Origin of the sequence: Dyella sp. (assembly GCF_035685805.1) — a bacterium.
Classification (GTDB): Bacteria; Pseudomonadota; Gammaproteobacteria; order Xanthomonadales; family Rhodanobacteraceae; genus Dyella_A.
In genome coordinates this window covers 1-17831 of the sequence record NZ_DASSAB010000033.1, presented here as the reverse complement: position 1 = coordinate 17831, position 17831 = coordinate 1, and the positions used below count along the sequence as shown (strand labels likewise).

Genomic DNA, 17831 nt, shown 5'->3' with positions numbered 1-17831 from the left:
GACGTGGACAAACCGGAACGGCCTGCTTGGCAAGCACCGGACGGAATCCGGCACCCGCAAAAATCGCGTTAGTGTAGCGTCAGCCCCTGCCCCGTACAATCAAACCCGCTCTGCGGTGACGCGCCGCAGCCCGGCGCGCGCGCTCAGCTTCCGCGCATCATTTTACGAAAGCCCACTCCATGAAACACGCCGCCGGCACGCTCGCTTTCATCGCCCGATTCGTGGTGCTCGGACTCGCGCTGGCGTTCGTGGTGGGGCTGTTCTGGCCCGGCAGCGGCCAGCGGCTGCGCGAGCGTTTCGGTCTCGACGCCAACCCGCCCGCCGCCGCAGTGGCCGCACCGGCGGCCGGCCCCACGCTGTCCTATGCCGATGCGGTGGCCCGGGCGGCGCCGTCGGTGGTCAACATCTATGCCAACAAGACGGTGACCGAGCAGGCCTTGCGCATGTACTCGGACCCGCTGCTGCAACGCCTGTTCGGCGGACGCCCGGCAGGACCGGCGTACAAGCGGCGCGAGCAGAGCCTCGGTTCCGGGGTCATCGTCAATGCCGATGGCTATGTGCTTACCAACAACCACGTGATTGCCAACGCCGACGACATCCAGGTGCTGCTGTATGACGGCCGGGTAGCCAAGGCCACGTTGGTCGGCGCCGACCAGGAAACCGACCTGGCCGTGCTGAAGATCGACGCCGGCAATCTGCCAGTGGCCCACATCCGGCCCCATACCGAGGTGCGGGCGGGCGACGTGGTACTGGCGATCGGCAACCCCTTCGGGCTCAACCAGACCGTCACGATGGGCATCGTCAGCGCGATTGGGCGCCAGCTGAGCAGCGCGAGCCCGGAGGACTTCATCCAGACCGATGCGGCAATCAACCTGGGCAACTCCGGCGGAGCCCTGATCGACGCCCAGGGCAATCTGGTGGGCATCAACACCCTGCTGATCGGCAAGGCCGCCAACGCCGAAGGCATTGGCTTTGCGATTCCCGTGGACAACGCCAAGAAGGTGCTCGACCAGATCATCGACAGTGGCCACGTGGTGCGCGGCTGGCTGGGCGCCGACTACACTTTCGTGCCCGTGGCGGCAGACAGCGGCCTGCCGGCAGCGGCGCGCGGCGTGGAGGTTGCCGAGGTCTATCCAGGCAGCCCGGCCGCGGCAGCCGGCATCCAGGCGCATGACATCCTGCTGCGGATAGGCCACGACGACATTGCGGATCCGTCCGACCTGCGCAAGCGTGAGGCGGCACTCAAGCCCGGCAGCACGGTAGATGTCTCGGGGCTGCGCAACGGCGTGCCGTTTCGTCTTTCGGTGACTATCGCCCAGCGCCCGCCCAACCTCGACGTGGACAGTTCACTGGAGGGCTGAAGCCATGCCGCCACGCATCGTCAACGGCGGGTGGATGGCCTTGCCATAGCGCTGTCGCAGTGCCTCGACGCGCTCCACGTAAACCCGAGTCTCGGCATAGGGCGGCACCCCGCTGTAGCGCTGCACTGCGCCCGGCCCGGCATTGTAGGCCGCCGCGGCCAGCCGCTCGTTGCCGTGGAATGCCTGCAGCAACCCGCCCAGGTAGCGCGCGCCGCCGCGGATGTTCTGCTCGGCGTCGAAGGCGTCCAGCACCCCCATGTCGCTGGCGGTGCCCGGCATCAGCTGCATCAGCCCCTGGGCGCCCTTGAGCGACAGCGCGTGTGGGTTGAAGGCGCTCTCGGCGTGGATGATCGCGCGCAGGAACGCCTCGTCCACGCCGTACTCGATGCTGGCCTGACGGATCGCGCTGGCATAGTCCTGCAGGTTGAGCCGCACCGAGTTCCAGTGGATCGGCGAGTGCAGGTCGCAAGCCATGCAGGTGGCCAGGTAGGTGAACAGCATGGTGACCGCATGGCCGCGCTGCCGGGGCGGCGCGATGTTGGTGTATTCCACGCTGCCGTCCGCGCGCTTGACCCGGTAAACCGCCCCCCGCAGCACCCGACTGCCGCCGCCCGCCTCCGGGGTCGAGGCCGATGCCATGGCGGCGGTGGAGTCGCTGTAGCTCCAGCCTCCGCTGGCGCCGGGCGCACTCGCCCTCATCCGCGCGGCGGGGAGCCCGGACAGCGTGATGGCACTGGTCTGCACCGAGGCCTGCACGTCGGCAAACCGGGCGCGTGCGCGGATCAACGCAGCGGCCCGGGCGCGGTCGCGCTGTGCGTCGGTGATCGCGTCGGCGCTGGTACTGACGGAAGAAACAACGCTGCCGAACCGATCACGGCGCGCCCGCGGAGCCCGGGTGCCGGCGGCGCGCGGCGCGGCGTAGGAACCGATGCGCTGGCAGTGCCGATAGCCCGCGGTATTGCTGCTGTAAACGGCCTCGCCGCTGGCCCCGGTGCAACGGTACAGGGCATCGGCGTGTGCCGGCTGTGCCAGCGCGCCCAGCATCAGCAGGGCGCAGCAAAGCATCCAGCGAAGCAGGATCGAGCGAGGCGGGAAGCGGCCTGCCGGATGGCCGGCGCTTCCCCCGTGGCGCGTGGCGGCGGTCATGTCGCGCAGTGTGCAGCGATCGCGGCCACTGCGCCAAGTACGGCAGGCACGCCGCGTGAACCAGGTCCGGCATTCACAACACGCCACTGCATCGCGCCCCGCGTCGCGCAAGTGCTTGATCCGGCAGGCAGCGATGGTGGCGACGCGGCGGGGCCGCGAGTAAACTGCCGGGTTCGACAACTCCTGTCCACCACGCAAGGCACGGCACCCGATCCCATGAGCGGCAAGCTTTTCATCAAGACCCACGGCTGCCAGATGAACGAGTACGACTCGACCAAGATGGCCGACGTGCTCAAGGCCTCGCACGGGCTCGAGCTGACCCAGGACGAGTCCGAGGCGGACGTGATCCTGATCAACACCTGCTCGATCCGCGAAAAGGCACAGGAAAAGGTGTTCAGCCAGCTCGGCCGCTGGAAGGAACACAAGGCCGGCGACAAGCCGGTGCTGATCGGCGTGGGCGGCTGCGTGGCGAGCCAGGAGGGCGACGCGATCGTCAAGCGCGCGCCGTATGTGGACCTGGTGTTCGGCCCGCAGACCCTGCACCGCCTGCCCGAGCTGATCGAGAAGCAGCGCGCTACCGGCAAGCCGCAGGTGGACATCTCCTTCCCCGAGATCGAAAAGTTCGACAACCTGCCCGAGCCGCGCGCCGAGGGGCCGACCGCGTTCGTGTCGATCATGGAAGGCTGCTCCAAGTACTGCAGCTACTGCGTGGTGCCGTACACCCGCGGCGAGGAGATCAGCCGGCCGTTCGACGACGTGCTCGTCGAGGTCGCCCAGCTCGCCGAGCAGGGCGTGCGCGAGGTCAACCTGCTGGGCCAGAACGTCAATGCGTACCGCGGCGCCACCCACGACGGCGGCACCGCCGACCTGGCCGTGCTGATCCACGCCATCGCGCAGATCGACGGCATCGGCCGGATCCGCTTCACCACCTCGCATCCGCTGGAGTTCTCCGACTCGCTGATCGAGGCGTATGCCAGCGTGCCGAAGCTGGCCAACTACCTGCACCTGCCGGTGCAGGCGGGCTCGGACCGCATTCTCAGCGCGATGAAGCGCGGCTACACGGCGCTGGAGTTCAAGCAGAAGATCCGCAAGCTGCGCGCGGTGCGCCCGGACATCTGCATCAGTTCGGACTTCATCGTCGGCTTTCCCGGCGAGACCGACGAGGATTTCGGCAAGACCATGAAGCTGATCGCCGATATCGGCTTCGACCAGAGCTTTTCCTTCATCTTCTCCGCCCGCCCCGGCACGCCGGCCGCCAACCTCGCCGACGACACGCCGATGGCGGTCAAGCAGCAGCGACTGGCCCAGCTGCAGGCAGCGATCAACGCCAACGCGAAGGCCATCAACGAGGCGATGGTCGGCAGCGTGCAGCGCGTGCTGGTGGAAAAGCCCAGCCGTCGCGATGCCAGCGAACTCAGCGGCCGCACCGAGAACATGCGCTACGTGAATTTCGCCGGCCACCCGCGCCTGATCGGCCAGTTCGTCGACGTCGAGATCACCGAGGCGATGAGCAATTCGCTGCGCGGACGGCTGCACCTGACCGACGACGTCGCCGCCTGAAGCGGTCACCCGTGGCGCGGTGCCCGCGGCCGCCTTCAGTCCAGCCGCTTGCGGAAGCGGCTGATCGCCAGCACCAGCATCGCGGCAGTGAATGCCACCAGCGCCAGCAGGTCCGGCCACACCTCGCCCGGTGACGCGCCGCGCAGCATCACGCCGCGCACCAGGCGAAGAAAGTGCGTCAGCGGGAGGATCTCGGCGAACCATTGCACCGGCCTTGGCATCCCCGCGAACGGAAACATGAAGCCGGACAGCAGCAGCGACGGCAGGAACACGAAGAAGGTCACCTGCATTGCCTGGAACTGCGACCGCGCCTGGGTCGAGATCAGCAGGCCCATCGCGAGGTTGGCCATGATCAGCAGGGCCGCCGACAGATAGACGTCCGCCAGGCTCCCGCGCACCGGCACGTCGAACAACCACACGCCGAGCGCCAGCACCACGCTGGTCTGGATCAGGCCGATCACGATGTAGGGCAGCACCTTGCCGATCATCAGCTCGGTGCTGGTCAGCGGCGTGGCGATCAGCAGCTCCATGTTGCCGCGCTCGCGCTCGCGCACGATCGCGATGGCGGTGAACAGCACCATCGTCATGGTCAGGATCACGCCGATCAGCCCGGGCACGATGTTGACCGCCGAGCTGCGCTGCGGGTTGTAGAAGCTCACCACCGCGATCGCCGTCTCCGGCGGCGTGCTCGTTGCCGGTGCCCGGGTATCCGGGCGCGCGCTGTCGAGCGGGGTCTGCGCCAGCTGGGACGCCGCGTTCTGCACTGCGGTGTCCGTGCCGTCGACGAGGATCTGCGCCACCTGGCGCCCGTCGATGCGGCGCCGCTCGAAGTCCGGCGGGATCACGATGCCGACGCTGATCCGGCCACGACGCAACATGCCCATCAGCTGGTCCGGCGTCTGCACGGTTGCCACCGGCGCCACCAGGCCGGTGTTGAGCATGTCCATCACCAGCGCCCGCGAGTCGGCGGTGCCGGCCTGGTCGGCGATACCCGCGTCCAGGCCCCGCAGGGTGAAGTTGATCGCGTAACCGAACAGCAGCAGCTGGACTACCGGCAGGCCGACGATCATCACCAGCGTCACCCGGTCGCGCCGCAACTGGCGCAGCTCCTTGATCACGATCGCCCACAGCCGGCGCAGGTTCACGACGGCTCCTGCGCGGCCCGTTCCGCTGAGCGTGTCGCCGCTACGAACACGTCCTCCAGGTTCGGCTCCGCAACCGCTATCTCGCCCGCCAGCGCGGACCGCGACAGCGCCGCGCACATCCGCTCGCGCGCATCCGCCGCGCTGGCGTCGTCGGTCAGCACGCGCAGCAGGTTGCCCACCTGGGCGACGCCCAGCACGCCCGGCACATCGGACAGCACGTGCTGCGCCTTGCGTGGCTGCGGCGTGTCGACGGTGAACGTGCGTCCGTCCAGGCGCGCAGTCAGCTGGTCCGGCGTACCGTCGGCCACCAGCTTGCCCCGATCGAGGATCGCCAGGCGATGGCAGCGCTCGGCCTCGTCCATCAGGTGGGTGGACACCAGCAGCGTGGTGCCGGCATCGGCCAGTTCGAACAGCTTCTCCCAGAAGTCGCGCCGCGACTCGGGATCCACCGCGCTGGTCGGTTCGTCCAGAAACAGCAGCTCCGGCGCGTGGATCACCGCGCAGGCCAGCGCGAGGCGCTGCTTCTGGCCACCACTCATGGTGCCGGCGAGCTGGTCTTGGCGGTCACCGAAGTGGTACTGCTCGACCAGCTCGTCGATGCGCCGGCGCGTGCGCGCCCTCGGCACGCCCTGCACCGCCGCCAGGAACTGCAGGTTCTCGCGCACCGTGAGGTCTTCGAACAACGAGAAGCGCTGGGTCATGTAGCCGATGCGCGCGCGCAATTCGTCGGCCTGCTCCGGCACGCGCAGCCCCAACACGTCGATCTCGCCCGCGCTCGGTGTGAGCAGGCCGCAGAGCATGCGGATCGTGGTCGACTTGCCCGAGCCGTTGGGGCCCAGAAAGCCGTAGACGCGCTTCGCCGGCACGTCCAGATCGACATGATCGACCGCCGTCAGCCGGCCGAAACGGCGCGTCAGGCCGCGGGCGCTGATCGCTGGTGGCGCGGTGTCCGCCATGGCGGCCGGCTCGCTCACGGCGCGGGCGCGGCAGGCAGTTCCACCCGCACCGGCAGGCCGGCGGGCAGGTCGCGGGCGTCGGCGTCGAGGGTGACTTCGGCCAGGTAACTCAGGCGCGTGGCGTCGTCGCCGATGAGGGCGTAGTACGGCGTGAACGCCGGCTCGCTGCGCACCATCCGCACCACGCCGGTCAGCGCGCGGGACCGCCCGGCGACAAACACCCGCACCCGGCTGCCCACGCGCACGCGGGTGCGTTGCGGCTCGGGAATGTACACGCGCGCGTACGGCGCGTCGCCCGCCAGCAGGATCGCCACGGGCGCACCGACCGGCGCCTGGTCGCCGAGCTTGTAGGGCAGGCTGTCGATTCGTCCCGCCCGGGGCGCGGCCACGCTCAGCTTGTCCAGGGTGACCCGCTCTGCGTCGGCCTGTGCCTGCGCCGCGGCCAGCGCCGATTGCGCCTGCGCCAGTTGCTCCGGCCGCGTCCCGTGCACCAGCGCGTCCAGCGCAGCGGTTGCTGCAGCGACTTCACCCTCGGCACTACCGGCGGTGGCGCGGGCACGGTCCAGCTCGGCCGCGGCGACATAGTTGCGGCCCTGCAGCGGCTTCAGTCGTGCGTAGTAAGCGTGCGCCTCGCGCGCCTGCGCCTGCGCGGCGGCGAGGCTGGCCCGCGCGCGGGCGATGTCCTCGCGGCGCGGACCCGCCTGCAGCTCGTTCAGCCGCTCGCGCTGCTCGGCAACCTGCGCCTGCGCGGCCGCCAGCTGCGCCTGTGTGCGGGCGGGATCGAGCTGCAGCAGCGGCTGGCCGGCAGTCACCGTATCGCCCTCGCCGACGTCGATCCGCACGATGCGCTCCGCTGCCGCGGCGGGCAGCGCAATGCGGTCGTATTCGATTGTCCCCAGCGCCTGCGGCGCGGATCTGCTGCAGGCCGCCAGCGCCAGCGCGGCCGCCAGCGCAAGCCAGGGAGATCCCCGGCGCAACGGAGCGTTCATGTCGTCTCTCCACCGGATCCAGCACGCATGCCCGAGCCGAGCAAGGCCAGGGTGTGGTCGAGCATGGCGCGCGAACGCAGCGGCTCGGCGTCCATGGCCTGCTTCCAGACCGGGGCGGCCGCGGCCGGAAACATCGTCAAGCCGACCAGCGACACCACCATCAGGCGCGGATCGAGCGCGGGATTCATGCGTCCGGCCGCCTGCGCAGCGGCGAACCGGCCGGCCAGCCACTGCGGCAGCATCGGCACCACCTGCCGGAACACCACCTCGCGCAGCGTGCCGCCCTCGCACAACACCTCGCGCACCCACAAGGGCGGCAGCCAGGGATGCCGCTCCACGATCTCGGCCACGCCGTGCGCGAACGCCGCCGCCAGAGCAAGCGGATCGTCGCCCACTGGCTCCAGCCGCTCGCGCAGCGGCTGCATCGCCGGCATCAGGCGCTCCTCCACCAGCGCCTGGGTCAGCCGCGCCTTGTCGCCGAAGTAGTAGTGCAGCATCGCCGGGGTGACGCCGGCCGCCGCCGCGATCGCCCGCAAGGAGCTGCCTTCGATGCCGCTGCGGGCGAACTGTGCCGCGGCCGCGTCGAGCAGGTGCGCCCGCAGGTCGAGATCGTCGCCGCCCGGTCGGCCGGCGCGACGCCGGGGTGCTTTTGCTGGCGTGGGGCGAGTCATGTCGATAAATTAATTGAACCATTAATTAGTTTCAAGAGCGCGTTAGCGTGGGGACTTCAACCCGCCAGTTGCAGCCCACGGCACCGCCGGCCGCGATGGTTCTTCCACGTGCGCCGCGCTACGCTTCGCCGCTTATGACCGACATCAACAAGCGCGACTTCGTCATCGACTCCGACGACAACGCCCGCCTCGCCAATCTGTGCGGCCCCCTGGACGAACACCTGCGGCAGATCGAACTGCGCCTGGGGGTGGAGATAAACCACCGTGGTGGCATCTTCCAGGTGCTGGGCGAAGAGCCGGCGACCCGCGCTGCCGAAAAGGTATTGCGCACGCTGTACGAGCTCACCGCCGGCGAAGCGCTGACCGGCGCCATCATCAACCTGCACCTGGCCGAATCGGGCATCGACGCGATCACCGCTGAAGCAGCCGAGGGCGCGCAGGAAGTGGTGATCCGCGTCAAACGCGGCGTGGTCAAGGGACGCGGGCCGAACCAGGCGCGCTACCTGCACGCGATCACCACGCACGACATCAGCTTCGGCGTCGGCCCGGCCGGCACCGGCAAGACTTACCTCGCGGTAGCCAGCGCCGTCGAAGCGCTCGAGGCCAATCGCGTGCAGCGCCTGCTGCTGGTGCGCCCGGCGGTGGAGGCGGGCGAGAAGCTCGGTTTCCTGCCGGGCGACCTCAGCCAGAAAGTCGACCCGTACCTGCGCCCGCTGTACGACGCGCTGTACGAGATGCTCGGCTTCGAAAAGGTCGCCAAGCTGATCGAACGCAACGTGATCGAGATCGCGCCGCTGGCCTACATGCGCGGACGCACGCTCAACGACTCCTACGTGATCCTGGACGAGGCGCAGAACACCACGGTCGAGCAGATGAAGATGTTCCTGACCCGCATCGGCTTCGGCTCGGTGGCGGTGATCACCGGCGACGTCAGCCAGGTCGACCTGCCCCGGCACATCCGCTCGGGCCTGCGCCACGCGGTGGAAGTGCTGCGCGGTGTCGACGGCATCAGCTTCACCTTCTTCACCTCGCGCGACGTGGTGCGCCATCCGCTGGTGGCCAAGATCGTGCGCGCCTACGAGGCTTTCGAAGTCGACGCCGAGAACGGCGAGATCAAGCCCGGCAAGGCGGGCTGAGCATTGGCCGCCCGTTCCGCCGCTGCCGGCAGTGCACCGGTCCCGAGCGTGGCCGTGAGCTACGGCCTGGACCGCCGCGGCGTGCCCGCAGCGGCGAGCTTCCGGCTGTGGGTGGCCGCTGCGCTTCGCGGCGCACGGCGACAGCGTGCCGCCGAGCTCGCGATTCGCCTGGTTGGCGAGGAGGAAGGCCGCGCACTCAATCGCGACTACCGCGGCAAGGACTACGCCACCAACGTGCTGTCGTTCCCCGCCGAACTGCCGCCGGGCGTGCGGCTGCCGCTGATCGGCGACCTTGCCATCTGCGCACCGGTGGTCGTCCGTGAAGCGGCCGAGCAGGGCAAGCCGGCGCGGCACCACTGGGCCCACATGACGGTGCATGGCGTGCTGCATCTACTCGGTTACGACCACCTCGTCGATGCCGAGGCCGAAGCCATGGAAGCGCTCGAAACGCGCATCCTGGCAGGTCTCGGCGTGCCCGACCCGTACCACTGGCCGGCGGCCTGAATCGCCTGGCGGTTTCCGCTAAACTCGGTCTTCCGCCCGACGCTGGGCAGAACCCCAAAGAGTAATGAACGACGACCCTGGCAGTACCGGCGGCCCGGCTCACCGATCATGGTGGGATCGACTGGGCCACATGTTTTCCGGCGAGCCGCGCAATCGCGAGGAACTGGTCGAAGAGCTGCGCGCTGCGCAAGCCAATGGCCTGCTTTCCAACGACACTCTCACCATGGTCGAGGGTGCCCTGAAGGTCACCGAGCTGAGCGTGGACGACGTGATGGTCCCGCGCGCGCAGATCGTGATGATCTCGGCCGAGTCGCCCCTGAGCGACATCCTCGCCGCCGTGGTGGAATCGGGTCACTCCCGCTTCCCGGTGCACGGCGAGGACAAGGATGAAATCCTCGGCATCCTGCTGGCCAAGGACCTGCTGAAGTACTTCGGCGACGGCGCCGCGTTCGACATCCGCGCCATCCTGCGCCCGGCCGTGCTCATTCCCGAGTCGATGCGCCTGAACGTGCTGCTGGCCGAGTTCCGGCTGTCGCGCAACCACATGGCGCTGGTGGTGGACGAGTACGGCGGCGTCGCCGGCCTCATAACCATCGAGGACGTGCTCGAGCAGATCGTCGGCGAGATCGACGACGAGCATGACGACGAGGAAGAACCCTCGCTGATGCACGCCCAGCCGGACGGCGACTGGCTGGTGAGCGCGCTGACACCGATCGCGGATTTCAACGAGCAGACCGGATCGTCCTACTCCGACGAAGAGTTCGACACCATCGGCGGCATGGTCACGTCCGAATTCGGCCACCTGCCGGAAGCGGGCGAGGAAATCACCGTGGGCGATTTCCTGTTCCACGTGACCGAGGCGGACGATCGTCGCGTGCAGCAGTTCCGCGTGAGCCGGGCCGGCACCGCCGACTGAGCCATCGGGTGGGAAGCAATCAGGTGGCTTCCTTGAGATGTGCAGCTGTGGTTCCTGGGGACGGCGCTGCCGCCCGGCGCTGAAACCCCGCGGATGCCGCTCGCCCAGGTGCGGCCCAAGCTCAAGTTGGCCGGGCCGGCATCGACGCGTCCTGCGCTCGCCACTACAGTGGTGTCCCCCGCCTTCAGACCCGACATGCCGATGCCCCTGCTTCACCGCGCCCTCGCGCTGCTGGCGTTGATCTTCCTTGGCGCCCTCGGGTCGGCACATGCCGGCGTGGCCAATGCCCCGGCGGCCAACCTTCAGATCACCCTGATCACCTACGGCCCCGGCGATACCTACTGGGAGCGGTTCGGGCACATCGCGATCGAAGTGAAGGACGTCGTCGACGGTGAGGCCGTGAGCTTCAACTATGGCGTCTTCGACTTCGACCAGCGCGGCTTTCTGCTGAACTTCGCGCGCGGCCGCATGCACTACCTGATGGACGCGGCGCCTACCGCGCTGGACGAGGGCTACTACGTGCAGGCGGGACGCTCGATCACGCGCCAGCGGCTGGCCTTCACGCCCGAGCAGGCCGCCGCGCTGCGCGAGTTCCTGCTGTGGAACCTGCGCCCCGGAAACGCCCGCTACGACTACGACTACTACGCGGACAACTGCAGCACCCGCGTGCGCGATGCGCTGGACAAGGCGCTGGGCGGCGTATTGCGGGCCGAGCTTGGTCATACACCGGCCGAGATGACCTATCGCCAGCAGACCGACCGGCTGATGAGCGCGCAGCCCTGGCTGATGCTGCTGATGGATCTCGGGCTCGGCCCCTACGCCGACCAGCCGCTCACCGCATGGCAGGAGAGCTTCCTGCCGATGGTGCTGCAACGGGACCTGCGCCAAGTGCGCGTGGTCGACGACCAGGGACACTCGCATCCGTTGGTGGTGGCCGAGCATGTGGTGTCGCCAAACCGCCTCGACCCACCGCCCGCGAGGGCACCGGACTTGCGCGGCCCGCTCGCGCTCGCCGGCGCATTGATTGCACTGGCGCTGCTGGGCATGCGCCGCACCATGCCGCTTGCATTTGCGGTGGTGGGCACGCTGTACCTGCTGGCCGCGGGGCTGGTGGGGCTGCTCATGCTCGCGCTGTGGACGCTCACCACCCACCACTCCGCCTGGGCCAATGCCAACCTGCTGCTGTTCAACCCGCTGGCGCTGGCGCTGATCCCTGCGCTGTGGCGCGCGCGCCGCGGCGACAGCACACCTCGATGGGTCGATGGCTGCCTGTTGGCGCAACTGTGCGCCGGTCTGGTGGCGGTGCTGCTGCATGCGTTGCCTGGCCTGGTGCAGCAGAACCAGCCCTGGCTGCTGTTCGCCTTGCCGGTGTGGCTCGCGCTTGCGTTCACGCTACGTCACATGCGCGCTCCCGCCCCGCACTGACCATTGCCCGGCGCGGACGCGCAGGGGCATCATGCAGCGATGCAAAACCCTGTCGCCTCCAAAGCCGCCGTACCCGCCCAGCTTGCCGGCATGGTAGTCAACTGCGTCGCCTACCATCGCAACGGCACGCGCATCGGCGACATCTCGCTGGACGCCATCAGCGACGTACTGGAGGAGCCGGACACCTTCGTCTGGGTCGGCCTGCATGAGCCCGACGAGCCCCTGCTGGAAAAGCTGCAGGAAGAGTTCGACCTGCACGACCTGGCCATCGAGGACGCACATCACGCGCACCAGCGCACCAAGATCGAGGCGTACGGCGACTCGCTGTTCATCGTGGTGCAGACGGCGCAGCTGGTGTCGGGAAAGCTCGCCTTCGGCGAGACACACATCTTCCTGGGTGCCCGTTATCTGGTCACGGTGCGCCACGGCGCATCACTGTCGTATGCGCCGGCGCGGCGCAGCTGCGAAAATTCGCCGGACCTTCTGGCGCACGGGCCGAGCTACGGCCTGTACGGCGTGCTCGATTTCATCGTCGACAACCTGCTGCCGATCGTGCGGGACTTCCGCGAAGAGCTGCAGGAGCTGGAGCAGGACATCTTCGCCGAGACCTTCAAGCGCGAAACGGTCAAGCGGCTGTATCACATGCAGCGCGACCTGATGACGCTGCGCCTGGCGGTGGCGCCACTGCAGGACATCATCAGCCAGCTGGTACGCATGCACCCCAACCTGATCTCCGACGACCTGCGTGCGTATTTTCGCGACGTCTACGACCACGTGTTCCGCGCCAACGAATCGGTCAGCGCCATGCGGGAAATGCTCAATGCGGCGATCAGCGTGAACCTTTCGCTGGTCAGCTTCGGGCAGAACGAAGTCATGAAGAAGCTCGCCGGCTGGGCTGCCATGCTGGCTGCCCCCACCCTCCTCACCAGCTGGTACGGCATGAATTTCCAGCACATGCCCGAGCTGGACAAGCCGTGGGCCTACCCCACCATGATCGTGGCGATGGTGGTGGTGGTCGGCGGCATCTACACCTGGCTGCGCCGGGTGCGCTGGCTGTAGGGCTACCGCCGGCCACCGGGCACCACTCCATAGGCCGCATCTGCGGCCCATCAAGTCGGTGGCCTGCCGGAGCCGCAACCACGAGGACACCACCGAAGACAGCGCGGAGATTGCACTGCGGTGTCCGGTGGGTCCGTGCTCGCGGGATCAGCTCAGTTCCCGGCGTCGGGTGCCGTCCACTTCTTCAGCCACGCATTGACCGTCTCGTGCCACTGCACGCTGTTCTGCGGCTTGAGAACCCAGTGGTTCTCATCCGGGAAAGTGAGCAGCTCGCTGGGGATGCCGCGGCGCTGCAGCGCGGTGAAGGCACCTAGCCCCTGCGTGATGGGGATGCGGAAATCCTGCGCGCTGTGGACCACCAGCATCGGCACGCGCCAGTCCTTGACGTGGTTCGCCGGATTGAAGCGTTCGTAGTTCTCGGGGTGCTCGAACGCGGTGCCGCCGTTCTCCTTTTCCTCGAACCACAACTCGTCCGTGTCGTAATACATGGCGCGCGTGTCGAACACGCCATCATGGTCGACGAAGCACTTCCAGGGTTCGTTCCAGATGCCCGCCATCCAGTACACCATGTAGCCGCCATAGCTCGCGCCCAACGCACAGGCGCGACTGCCGTCGAGGAAGTCGTACTTCGCCAGCGCCGCCTTCCAGCCTGCCTTGAGATCGTCCAGCGGCTTGCCGCCCCAGTCTCCTGAAATGGCGTTGGTGAATGCTTGGCCGTAGCCGGTGGAGCCATGGAAGTTGATGGTGACCACCGCGAAGCCCTGGCCAGCATAGGTCTGGGGGTTCCAGCGATAGCTCCACCCGTTGTCCATCGCGCCCTGGGGGCCACCATGGATGATGAAAGCGACGGGATAGGTCTTGCCACGCTGGTAGCCGGCCGGCTTCACCACGTAGCCCTGCACCGGCTCGTTGTTTGCGCCGTTGAAGGTGAAGAACTCGCTCGCGCCCATGGTGGTCTGCCGCAGCCGCTCGGCATTGAGGTGGGTGACCTGGCGAAGGTTGCCACCATCCGGACGCACCACGTAGAGGTCTGCCGGATGCTGCAGGTCATCGCGCGCGAACAGCAACGTGTTTCCGGCCAGTGCGTAACCACCCACCGTGCCCTCGCCCACCACTTTGCGCACGGCGCCGGAGCCGGTATCGATCGCAAACAGCGGATGCTGACCACGGTCGTCCGCCGTCGCGTAGAGCGTCTTGCCGTCGGCAGACACCGCGAGGTTGCCGGGCGAGCGGTCCCACGCCGGCTCCACTTCGCGGCTGCGTCCACTGGCGAGGTCCAACGCCATGATCGCGAAGCGATCGGCCTCGAAGCCCGGCTCCTTCATCGCCAGGTAATAAAGCGTCCGCCCGTCCGGCGAGGGCACGGGATAGGCGTCCCATGCAGGGTTGGAAGCGGTGAGGTTCTGCGGTGGCGCAGCGCCATCGACGTTCACCCGGTAGATATCGAAATTGGTCGACCAGGGCTCACTTGTGCCCGCCTCGCGCGCGCCGAAGTAGACGCTGCGTCCGTCCGGCGAAAACGCGACCTCTTCCATCCCGCCAAACGGCTTGCTCGGCACGTCGCCGTCGATCCCGCGGCTGAGCAGCGCGGGCTCGGCAGCGACCACGCCGTCCGCGTTGAAAGGCGCAATGAACAGCTGGCTCCGACGACCGGTCGACCAGCTGTCCCAGTGGCGCACGAACAACTTCGTGTAGAGCGTCCCACTGGACTTGTCCGATGCGTCGCCACTCGCACGCTCGCGCGTGCAGGCGAGGTTCGGACAATCGGGATAGACCTCGTAGCTGAGGGCGACCCGCTTGCCGTCGGGCGATAACACGAAGCCGCCCAGGTCCACTGCCGTGTGGGTCACCTGCACCGGCGCTGCGGTGGCAGGCCGGCCGGGGTCCTTGCCCAGGTCCAGACGCCAAAGCTGTGCCACGTCGCCGGCGGGGGCGACGTAATACAGGCTGTGTCCGTCGGCCGACCAGCGTGCCGAGCCCCCCTTCTCCACCACTTTCCGGGGCGCGGAGCCATTGCGCAGGTCCTGCACGAACACCGCGCTGACGCCCTTGTTTGCTGCGTAATCAGTAGTTCGCACGCTAAACGCCGCATAGCGCCCATCGGGAGACAGCTGCGGATCGCTCACGCGATCCAGCATGACCAGATCGCGGACGGTGAAAGGGTGCGCGGCTTCTGCCGATGCCGAAGATTGGTCCTTTGGTTGCCGGGCTTCTGCCCACAGCTGCGAGCCGGAAACCAAGAGAAGTGCAGTCAGTAAGAGCTTCATGAGATGTTCCTGCATCACTTATGGGCCGAAAACAGGCTTGGCGAAACCATACGGAACATACAGCTAAAGGGCCTCGCCATGACCTGCGCTACTCTCCGCGGAGACAATAGCTGAGCTGGAAAATCGCCCATGGGTTTTACCGTGTCAGGTCAACCTGCAGCTCAACTCCGAACGTCACCACCAGTTGATCATCGTGCAAGGACATCAGGCGATCGCCCCTGGCGCTGGTGGTTGCTGCTGCTGCTCGTCGGCCTTGCTGCGGCCTCCGCTCGATTTCACTACGTCACCCAAGCCCAAGTCCTGCAACGGGTTGACGACCAGTCACGCGCACGCGGGGATGGCGTCGAGTACTACGCCTACGCGCGCAACCTGGCGCAGCACGGGGTGTTTTCCATGGCGCCCGAGGGCGAAGTACCTCCTGTCCGCGACAGCTTTCGCGATCCCGGCTACCCCGCATTCCTGGCTCTCTGGATGCGTATCTTCCCGTCGTGGCCCCAGTGGTATGCGGCTGTTCTGCTGTCGCAGGCGCTGATCAGCGCCCTGAGTGTCGTCCTGACCGTGGGCATCGGCCGGCATTGGATGCCACCATCATGGTTGTTTGGAGCTGGCTTGCTGATGGCCATTTGGCCCCACAGCATAGCGATGAACAGCTACATCCTGAGCGAGTCACTGGTGGGCTTTCTTTGTGCCGCGGCCATGCTGGTAATGTCGCGCACCGTCGAAAAGCCACGCGTCCGCCCCGCAGCGGCTGGTGGATTCACCATGGCACTGGCCGGGTTGAGCAACGCAGTCTTGTTACCCTTCGCGCCGCTGGTTGCCGGATGGCTCTGGTGGCGCGGATTTGCTGGCAAGCAGGTCTGCGCGGCACTGCTGCTCGGAGCTACGCTACTGCCTGCCGCCTGGATATGCCGCAATGCCACGCTGCCCGCGGGGCAATCGCCCCAGAGGCAATCGTCCAGCCAGCGCGCGTTGATGAACCTGGATCAAGGTGCCTGGCCCGAATACCACGCAGCGTTCCACGGGTCGATTAACGGCGATCAGCAGTCAATCGTGACAATGAACAAAATGGGACAGGAGATCGCTCTGCTGACGGCGGATACGCCCCGGGGCCTTCAGCAGGTGCTTGCCCGCCTCGCCAGAACGCCTTGGCAGTCGCTGGCGTGGTACGCCCGCAAGCCGGCGCTGCTTTGGGACTGGGACATACGGATAGGCCAGGGCGACATCTATACCTACCCCACCAGGCATTCGCCATTCGTCGAAAGCGCCTCCTGGCGAGCCATCGAAGCACTTTGCCACGCGTTGAACCCTTTCCTGCTTCTGGCGATGATCGGTGGCGGTGTAGCAGCCCTGGTGACGAGACGCGGGGCGCCTCCGGCAGTCCAACTGGTCAGTCTTTTGCTCGTGTGGGTCACGCTGGTGCACACGGCGCTGCAGGCGGAGCCCCGCTACGCGGAGCCGTATCGGCCGATCCAGATCCTGCTCGCGGCATGGTTCTGCTACTCGTTGAGTGTACGCATCCGCACATGGCGTAACGCTCGACTGACCGAACGTGACCCCATTCACGAATCCGGCGGCCAACTGCCTTCCGACTGATTCCCAATTTGCAATCCTGCGGGATTGGTACAAAACGTGCCTTCACATGACGTCACCTAAGGGGAACATCATGCGACGCGCTCGACTTTCAGACGGCTTCACGCTGATAGAACTGATGATCGTGGTAGCGATCATCGCGATCCTCGCTGCAATTGCGATACCTGCCTATCAGGACTATGTCATTCGGGCGCAGGTTTCAGAGGGCGTGGTGCTCGCCTCGGGCGCCAAGGCGGCTGTCTGGGATTTCACCTCGGATACCGGCCACTATCCGTCTAACAACGCGTCTGCCGGGCTGATCAGCAGCGCATCGATCACCGGCAAGTATGTCTCCGAGGTCGACGTCGCGGGGGGCGTGATCAAGGTGCGGTTCGAAGCGGGAGATGCCAACACGCATTTGCAAGGGCAAGAGCTGGTGCTCTCACCGATCACCAACGCCGGAAGCATTGCTTGGACGTGCACTCCGAGCACGGTGGAAGGCAAGTATCTCCCGACGGCTTGCCGCCGCTAGCCGCCTCGTCGGCCACAATGTGACGATGAGTGTCCACGACTGACGCGGCGCGGCACGTTGAAGTAGAACTACATGCGTCACGAATTCAGCAATTGCCTGCAACAGCGCCCGGCCTTGTTAGGCTTCCGTGATCACGTGCACAATCGCGATCGCCGCGAATGTGGGGAAATTCGCGGCGAGGGGCACATGGCACGCAAGGTGCTTGTGTCCCTTTGAGCTTCCTGGTCGTTCCTGACCGTGCAAGAGGGGTCCGATCCCACCTAGGGGGATTTGGGACCGGGGCTCAGGGGGCATCCATCCGGTTAGCTAACCAGTAAACAAGAAGGAATCACCATGAAGAAGATCCAGAAAGGCTTCACCCTGATCGAACTGATGATCGTGGTCGCGATCATTGCGATCCTGGCGGCTATCGCCATCAGCCAGTACCAAGACTATGTGATTCGTTCGCAGGTCTCGGAAGGCTCCTCGCTCGCTGACGGCATGAAGACCGCCGTTGCCGAGTTCTACAACAACAACGGCCGCTTCGCTGCCAACAACGCCTCCTTCGGCTTGGCCACCGCAGCGTCGATTACCGGCAATTATGTCAACGGTGTCG

General features: G+C 67.0%; 16 protein-coding genes. 10 read left to right on the top strand and 6 right to left on the bottom strand.

Annotated features, from left to right (window positions below):
* The first annotated feature begins 179 nt into the window (after window positions 1-179).
* The gene (locus tag VFG40_RS07735; RefSeq protein WP_324896633.1) at window positions 180-1361 is read left to right on the top strand and encodes a S1C family serine protease; all 1182 of its coding nucleotides are present in this window, start codon (window positions 180-182) and stop codon (window positions 1359-1361) included.
* Here VFG40_RS07735 and VFG40_RS07730 read toward each other — a convergent pair.
* Window positions 1347-2507: a lytic transglycosylase domain-containing protein gene (locus tag VFG40_RS07730; RefSeq protein WP_324896631.1), complete on the bottom strand. Its 1161-nt coding sequence runs from the start codon at window positions 2505-2507 to the stop codon at window positions 1347-1349. The two genes, VFG40_RS07735 and VFG40_RS07730, sit on opposite strands and share 15 nt — an antisense overlap.
* Window positions 2508-2723: 216 nt before the next feature.
* Here VFG40_RS07730 and miaB point away from each other — a divergent pair, with 216 nt between their 5' ends.
* The gene (miaB, locus tag VFG40_RS07725; RefSeq protein ID WP_324896629.1) at window positions 2724-4067 is read left to right on the top strand and encodes a tRNA (N6-isopentenyl adenosine(37)-C2)-methylthiotransferase MiaB; all 1344 of its coding nucleotides are present in this window, start codon (window positions 2724-2726) and stop codon (window positions 4065-4067) included.
* Window positions 4068-4102: 35 nt separating this feature from the next.
* On the opposite strand, the gene VFG40_RS07720 is transcribed toward miaB, so the two are convergent.
* Genes VFG40_RS07720 through VFG40_RS07705 form a run of 4 tightly spaced genes read right to left on the bottom strand, consistent with a single transcriptional unit; the run spans window position 4103 to window position 7828 of the window.
* Window positions 4103-5212, bottom strand: a complete 1110-nt coding sequence (locus tag VFG40_RS07720; protein ID WP_324896627.1) for an ABC transporter permease — start codon at window positions 5210-5212, stop codon at window positions 4103-4105.
* Window positions 5209-6144, bottom strand: a complete 936-nt coding sequence (locus VFG40_RS07715) for an ABC transporter ATP-binding protein (protein ID WP_324896718.1) — start codon at window positions 6142-6144, stop codon at window positions 5209-5211. The genes VFG40_RS07720 and VFG40_RS07715 overlap by 4 nt, the downstream gene beginning before the upstream one ends.
* A gap of 38 nt (window positions 6145-6182) precedes the next feature.
* On the bottom strand, window positions 6183-7157 hold the full coding sequence (locus VFG40_RS07710; RefSeq protein ID WP_324896625.1) for an HlyD family secretion protein: 975 nt from the start codon (window positions 7155-7157) through the stop codon (window positions 6183-6185).
* Window positions 7154-7828, bottom strand: a complete 675-nt coding sequence (locus VFG40_RS07705; RefSeq protein ID WP_324896623.1) for a TetR/AcrR family transcriptional regulator — start codon at window positions 7826-7828, stop codon at window positions 7154-7156. Before VFG40_RS07705 ends, VFG40_RS07710 begins: the two co-directional genes overlap by 4 nt.
* Before the next feature lie 134 nt (window positions 7829-7962).
* Here VFG40_RS07705 and VFG40_RS07700 point away from each other — a divergent pair, with 134 nt between their 5' ends.
* From VFG40_RS07700 to corA, 5 genes are all read left to right on the top strand, one after another.
* The gene (locus VFG40_RS07700; RefSeq protein ID WP_324896621.1) at window positions 7963-8964 is read left to right on the top strand and encodes a PhoH family protein; all 1002 of its coding nucleotides are present in this window, start codon (window positions 7963-7965) and stop codon (window positions 8962-8964) included.
* A 48-nt stretch (window positions 8965-9012) separates the two neighbouring features.
* Window positions 9013-9468 (top strand): rRNA maturation RNase YbeY, encoded by a 456-nt coding sequence (ybeY, locus tag VFG40_RS07695; RefSeq protein WP_324896716.1) that lies wholly within the window; start codon window positions 9013-9015, stop codon window positions 9466-9468.
* A gap of 64 nt (window positions 9469-9532) precedes the next feature.
* The gene (locus VFG40_RS07690) at window positions 9533-10384 is read left to right on the top strand and encodes a CorC family transporter (RefSeq protein ID WP_324896619.1); all 852 of its coding nucleotides are present in this window, start codon (window positions 9533-9535) and stop codon (window positions 10382-10384) included.
* A 201-nt stretch (window positions 10385-10585) separates the two neighbouring features.
* Window positions 10586-11809, top strand: coding sequence for a lipoprotein N-acyltransferase Lnb domain-containing protein (locus tag VFG40_RS07685; RefSeq protein ID WP_324896617.1), 1224 nt, complete (start codon window positions 10586-10588; stop codon window positions 11807-11809).
* A 39-nt stretch (window positions 11810-11848) separates the two neighbouring features.
* The gene (gene corA, locus VFG40_RS07680; RefSeq protein WP_414649266.1) at window positions 11849-12868 is read left to right on the top strand and encodes a magnesium/cobalt transporter CorA; all 1020 of its coding nucleotides are present in this window, start codon (window positions 11849-11851) and stop codon (window positions 12866-12868) included.
* Window positions 12869-13020: 152 nt separating this feature from the next.
* Here the strand turns inward: corA and VFG40_RS07675 are convergent, their stop codons facing one another.
* Window positions 13021-15135 carry a S9 family peptidase gene (locus tag VFG40_RS07675; protein WP_324896615.1) on the bottom strand — a complete coding sequence of 705 codons (2115 nt, stop codon included), beginning with the start codon at window positions 15133-15135 and terminating at the stop codon, window positions 13021-13023.
* Between the two features lie 231 nt (window positions 15136-15366).
* Here VFG40_RS07675 and VFG40_RS07670 point away from each other — a divergent pair, with 231 nt between their 5' ends.
* The 3 genes from VFG40_RS07670 to VFG40_RS07660 all read left to right on the top strand — a co-directional run.
* Entirely contained in the window at window positions 15367-16728 is a 1362-nt protein-coding gene (locus VFG40_RS07670) for an ArnT family glycosyltransferase (RefSeq protein ID WP_324896613.1), read from the top strand.
* A gap of 70 nt (window positions 16729-16798) precedes the next feature.
* Window positions 16799-17236 (top strand): pilin, encoded by a 438-nt coding sequence (locus VFG40_RS07665; protein WP_414649268.1) that lies wholly within the window; start codon window positions 16799-16801, stop codon window positions 17234-17236.
* Window positions 17237-17569: 333 nt separating this feature from the next.
* The coding region (locus VFG40_RS07660; protein WP_324896609.1) for a pilin at window positions 17570-17831 on the top strand (262 nt) is incomplete at its 3' end.